A 5,236-nucleotide genomic window follows, 5' to 3' on the forward strand; every position below is an offset into this window, starting at 1 on the left:
CGGGTGGCGTTGCTTACCGGCTCGATGTCGGCGGCTCAGAAGAAGCACGTTCGCGGCGAGATCACCAGCGGTCAGGCCGGCATCGTCGTGGGCACCCATGCGCTGCTGCAAGACGCGGTCGAGTTCCACCAGCTGGGCATGGTGGTTGTCGACGAGCAGCACCGGTTTGGTGTCGAGCAGCGAGACCAGTTGCGGGCCAAGGCGCCCGCCGGGATCACGCCGCATCTGTTGGTGATGACCGCAACGCCGATACCGCGGACGGTGGCTCTTACCGTCTACGGCGACCTGGAGACGTCGACGCTGCGCGAGCTTCCCCGCGGCCGGCAGCCGATCACGACCACCGCCGTCTTCGTCAAGGACAAGCCGGCATGGCTAGACCGGGCCTGGCGGCGGATCGTCGAAGAGGTTGCCGCGGGGCGCCAGGCCTATGTGGTGGCGCCGCGGATCGACGAGACCGATAACAGCGGCCAGACCGAGCAGGACGGAAGGCCTTCGGCGACTGCCGAAGAGCTGTTCGCCCGGTTGCGCAGCGAACAGTTGGCCGGTCTGCGGCTGGGACTCATGCATGGGCGGCTGCCCGCCGAGGAGAAGGACGCCGCGATGACGGCGTTTCGCGCCGGCGACATCGATGTGCTGGTGTGCACCACGGTCATTGAAGTCGGCGTCGACGTGCCGAACGCGACCGTGATGCTGGTTATGGATGCCGACCGGTTCGGGATCAGCCAATTGCATCAGTTGCGGGGCCGCATCGGCCGGGGCGCGCACGCGAGCCTATGTCTGCTGGTGAGCTGGGTGGCGCCGGATTCCCGGGCGGGTAAGCGATTGAGCGCCGTCGCCGGGACACTCGACGGGTTCGCCTTGGCCGACTTGGACCTCCAGGAACGCCGAGAAGGAGATGTGTTGGGCCGCAGCCAATCCGGGCGTGCGATCACGTTGCAACTGCTGTCGCTGATCGACCACCGGCACATCATCGAAGCCGCCCGAGAGTTCTGCGAGCAGGTCTACGACGACGAAGCCGCCAACCCCGGATTGGCGCTGCTGGCAGCGCCGTTCACGGGCACCGAACGCATTGCCTACCTGGACAAGTCATGACGCGAAAGACATTGTTGTGGCTGTCGGTGATCGCGGTGCTCGCGGTACTGGTCGCCTATCAGGTGGCGGTGACGTCAGAGGGGGAGCGTGCACGCGAGTTCGCCGCCCGGGCCGACGTTCCGACCGTGGCGCCTGGCGTCGACGTGCTGGCTGGAATCACGGTGGTACCGGCCAGAATCCATCGCTACGACTATCGCCGTGCGGCGTACGGCGACGCCTGGACCGACGACAACGACGCGCCCGGCGGGCACAACGGATGCGACACTCGCGACGACATTCTCGACCGCGACCTGGTCGACAAGACGTACGTGTGGATCAAACGCTGCCCCAACGCCGTCGAAACCGGCACCCTGCACGACCCGTACACCAACGCCACCATCAACTTTCATCGCGGGGCCGGCGTCGGGGCCTCGGTCGAAATCGACCACATCGTGCCGCTGGCGTTGGCTTGGGACATGGCGGCCTACGACTGGCCGGTCGCCGAGCGGGTGCGCTTCGCCAATGATCCCGCCAACCTGTTAGCGGTGGAGGGTAAGGCAAACGAAGACAAAGGCGATTCTCAGCCGGCGCTATGGATGCCACCCAACAACGCGTTCTGGTGCCAATACGCGATGCAGTACATCGCGGTGTCGCGCGGTTACGGGCTCCCCATCGACCAAGCTTCGGCCGATGCACTGCGTCAGGCGACGGCCACCTGCCCGGCGGGACAGCCCGGCTAGATTCCGGTGTAGGTCAGCGGATCTTCGCGCACCCGGGTGCCGTCGTTGAGACCGTTGAGTGCGTCCATGTGCTCGGCGGCCAACTCGAAATCGAAGACGTCGATGTTCGTCGCGATGCGCTCGGGCTTGGCCGATCGCGGAATCACCACATTGCCCAGCTGCAGGCTCCACCGGATCAGCACTTGCGCGGGGGTGCGGCTGTATTCGGCGGCGACGGAGGTAACGGTCGGGTTATCCAGCAACCTGCCAACCGCCAGCGGGCTGTAAGCCTCGGTGACGACGTTGTGCGCGGCGTTGGCCGCGCGCAGCTCGGCCTGGTTGAGCAGCGGATGCAGTTCGATCTGGTTGACCGCAGGGGTAACAAAGGTCAGGTCGATGACGTCCGACAGGTGCTCCTCGGCGAAGTTGCATACGCCGATCGAGCGCACGAGGCCGTCGCCGCGTAACTGGATTAGTCCGCCGAAGCTGTCCACGTATTTACCCAATTGCGGTGCCGGCCAGTGGATTAGGTAGAGGTCGACGTAGTCCAGGCCGAGCCTTTCGAGGCTGGCCCGGCACGCGTGCTGAGTGGCGGTGATGCCTTGGTCGGCATTGGCCAGCTTGGTGGTGACAAACAGCTCCGCGCGAGGTATTCCGGATGCGGCGATAGCGCGACCGACGGCGGCTTCGTTGCCGTATACCGCAGCGGTATCGATCAGTCGATACCCAATTTCCAGCGCCGCCGATACCGCGCGTTCGGTCTCGTCGTCGGACAATTCGGCGACGCCGAGCCCAAGGGCCGGGATTGTGTTCTCGTCATTGAGCGCTACAGCTGGGACCGAGGCGCCCGACTCGCCGGTCAACGTCATTCACCTGCCTGTGAAGTCGAAGGTTCGTGGATCAGGACCGAGCCGGTTGCCGTCGTCGAGCGAAGAGATTGACGCCATGTCGTTGCTGCTGAGTTCGAAATCGAACACGTCAAAGTTGCTCGCAATCCGCTTAGGGCTCACCGACTTGGGGATCACGATATTACCCAGCTGAATATGCCACCTAATCAATACCTGGGCGGGTGTTCGGCCGCGGCTGTCGGCGATGCCGGTAATCGCCGGATGGGTCAGCAGCGATCCTTGCCCGAGCGGTCCCCACGCCTCGGTCGCAATGCCCAGCCGGGCGTGCACTTCCCGTAACTCGGTTTGCGGCAGCCGCGGATGCAGCTCGACCTGGTTGACCGCCGGAACGATCCCGGTGGCATCGATGAGCACACTTAGGTGCTCGGGTTCGAAATTGCTGACCCCGATGGACCGGATTCGACCCTGGTCCCGTAAATGAGCGAACGCCTTGAAGGTGTCGACAAATTGGTTGCGCTTGGGCATCGGCCAGTGCACCAGGTACAGGTCCAGAAAATCGATCCCCAGCCGATTCATGCTGGCGTCGAATGCCCTCAGCGTGCTGTCGTAACCTTGGTCGGCGTTCCACAATTTGGTAACCAAGTAGAGTTCGTCTCTGGGCACGCCGGACTCGGCGACCGCGCGGCCAGTTTCGCGTTCGTTGCCGTACATTGCCGCGGTGTCGATATGGCGGTAACCGGTTCGCACCGCGGCGGCCACCGCCTGCTCGGTGTCCGCGGGAGGGATCTTGAAAACGCCGAAACCGACGGCCGGAATACAGTTACCGTCGTTCAGCGTGACTAAGGGAGCACCCATGACACGAAGTCTGCCAGGCGCGACGGGCGTGCAGGTCAAAGCGCTACGAGGATCCAGGGCCTGGGCCGGCCGGCTGCAGAGTGTGGCGACCAACGTCGGTATGAAAGTAATTCCCTGGGTGCCGGCCGGCGCCGCCCGGCTGCTGGCCGGCGGCCGCTCGGTCACGATCGACGGCAACACGCTGGATCCGACGTTGCAGCTGGTGCTGTCGGCTCAGCGGGCCGTCGGTATCAACGGTTTGGCCGTCGACCACGACCCCGTCCTCTCGCGTGCCCAGGCACGAGAGATGACGCTGGCCTTCGCGGGTCCACAGGTTCACGTTGGGGTAGGCGACCTCTCGATACCTGGACCGGCCGGCGAAATCCCGGCTCGGCACTACCGCCCGGCCACCGTGGAGCCGGCTCCGCTGCTGGTCTTCTACCACGGCGGCGGCTGGACGATCGGAGACCTGGACACCCACGACGCGCTGTGCCGGCTGACCTGCCGCGACGCCGACATACACGTGCTGTCGGTCGACTACCGGCTGGCTCCTGAGCACCCGGCACCGGCGGCCGTCGATGACGCCTATGCGGCATTTCGATGGGCGCATGAGCACGCCCGCGAGTTGGGGGCGATCCCAGGCAAGATCGCCGTCGGCGGGGACAGCGCAGGCGGCAACCTGGCGGCAGTCGTGTCGCAGCTTGCACGCGACGACGAAGACCCCAACGGCCCTAAGCCGGCGCTGCAGTGGCTGATCTACCCGGCGACCAACTTCACCGCCCAAACCAGGTCGCTGAGCCTGTTCGCCGACGGCTTCGTGCTCACCAAAGCCGACATCGACTGGTTCGAGACCCAATACCTGGGCGGTTCCGGTGTCGAACCGCAGGACCCGCGGGTATCGCCATTATTGGCCGGCAGCCTGTCGGGACTTCCGCCCGCGCTGATCGCGACCGCGGGCTTCGACCCACTACGCGACGAGGGGGAGCAGTACGCGGAAGCGCTGCGAGCTGCCGGGACACCCGTCGACTTGCGCTCCATGGGCTCGCTCACCCATGCTTTCGCCAACTTGTTCCAGCTCGGCGGCGGCTGTGCCGTCGCCACCACCGAGTTGATTTCGGCCTTACGGGCTCACCTCAGCCGCGTCTGAGCTCGATTGCCCGCCCTCCTCGGGCCGAATCGGCCCGCATCGTCACCGGGCGCCAGGAGCGACTGACGCCGGTACGCTTAGACCCTATCGCCGACCGCGCCGCGATCGGATCCACCGACCACCACACGACGGAGGGTGAGCGAGCCCATGGCCGCCAGAGCCGCCAAAGGAAAACGCCCAGCCAGCTACGACCTGAACGCTGCAGGGCGCAGACGGGACCTGCTGGTCCGGATCGGGCTGACCGCGATCGTGATGCTTTTCGCCGTCGGGCTGGTCAGCTACATCGTGATCTCGCATAACAAAAAGACGTCTTCCGGCGCCGAGCACGCGGTGCGGGTGACGTCGAGCAAGCTGATCACCCAAGACGGCAAACCCAAAGCCGACGTGACGTTCTACGAAGACTTCCTGTGCCCGGCATGCGGGAACTTCGAGCGTGCGTTCGGACCGACGGTGTCGAAGCTGATCGACAGCGGCGCGATCGCCGCCGACTACTACATGCTCGGATTCCTCAGCAGACCACAGAACGACGAGTACTCGTCGCGAGCCGCCAATGCGGCCTATTGCGTCGCCGATGAGTCGATCGACGCTTTCCGGCGTTTCCACACCGCCTTGTACAC

Annotated in this window: 6 protein-coding genes; 4 read left to right on the forward strand and 2 right to left on the reverse strand. The window is 65.2% G+C overall.

What is annotated here, in order from left to right; genetic code table 11:
* Together WB785_RS24415 and WB785_RS24420 are read left to right on the forward strand one after the other, a co-directional pair.
* Window positions 1-1,092: helicase-related protein (locus tag WB785_RS24415; protein WP_424082622.1), on the forward strand; the 1,092-nt coding region annotated here is incomplete at its 5' end.
* The gene (locus WB785_RS24420) at window positions 1,089-1,811 is read left to right on the forward strand and encodes an HNH endonuclease family protein (RefSeq protein ID WP_424082624.1); all 723 of its coding nucleotides are present in this window, start codon (window positions 1,089-1,091) and stop codon (window positions 1,809-1,811) included. The genes WB785_RS24415 and WB785_RS24420, both read left to right, overlap by 4 nt.
* On the opposite strand, the gene WB785_RS24425 is transcribed toward WB785_RS24420, so the two are convergent.
* Complete coding sequence (locus WB785_RS24425) at window positions 1,808-2,653, reverse strand: aldo/keto reductase (protein ID WP_424082631.1); 846 nt, start codon at window positions 2,651-2,653, stop codon at window positions 1,808-1,810. The two genes, WB785_RS24420 and WB785_RS24425, sit on opposite strands and share 4 nt — an antisense overlap.
* Before the next feature lie 6 nt (window positions 2,654-2,659).
* Window positions 2,660-3,493: an aldo/keto reductase gene (locus tag WB785_RS24430; RefSeq protein ID WP_424082626.1), complete on the reverse strand. Its 834-nt coding sequence runs from the start codon at window positions 3,491-3,493 to the stop codon at window positions 2,660-2,662.
* On the opposite strand from WB785_RS24430, the gene WB785_RS24435 reads away from it, so the two are divergent.
* Complete coding sequence (locus WB785_RS24435; protein WP_424082628.1) at window positions 3,492-4,619, forward strand: alpha/beta hydrolase; 1,128 nt, start codon at window positions 3,492-3,494, stop codon at window positions 4,617-4,619. The two genes, WB785_RS24430 and WB785_RS24435, sit on opposite strands and share 2 nt — an antisense overlap.
* Before the next feature lie 147 nt (window positions 4,620-4,766).
* The coding region (locus WB785_RS24440) for a thioredoxin domain-containing protein (RefSeq protein ID WP_424082633.1) at window positions 4,767-5,236 on the forward strand (470 nt) is incomplete at its 3' end.

The organism is Mycobacterium sp. (assembly GCF_049585075.1).
Classification (GTDB): Bacteria; Actinomycetota; Actinomycetes; order Mycobacteriales; family Mycobacteriaceae; genus Mycobacterium.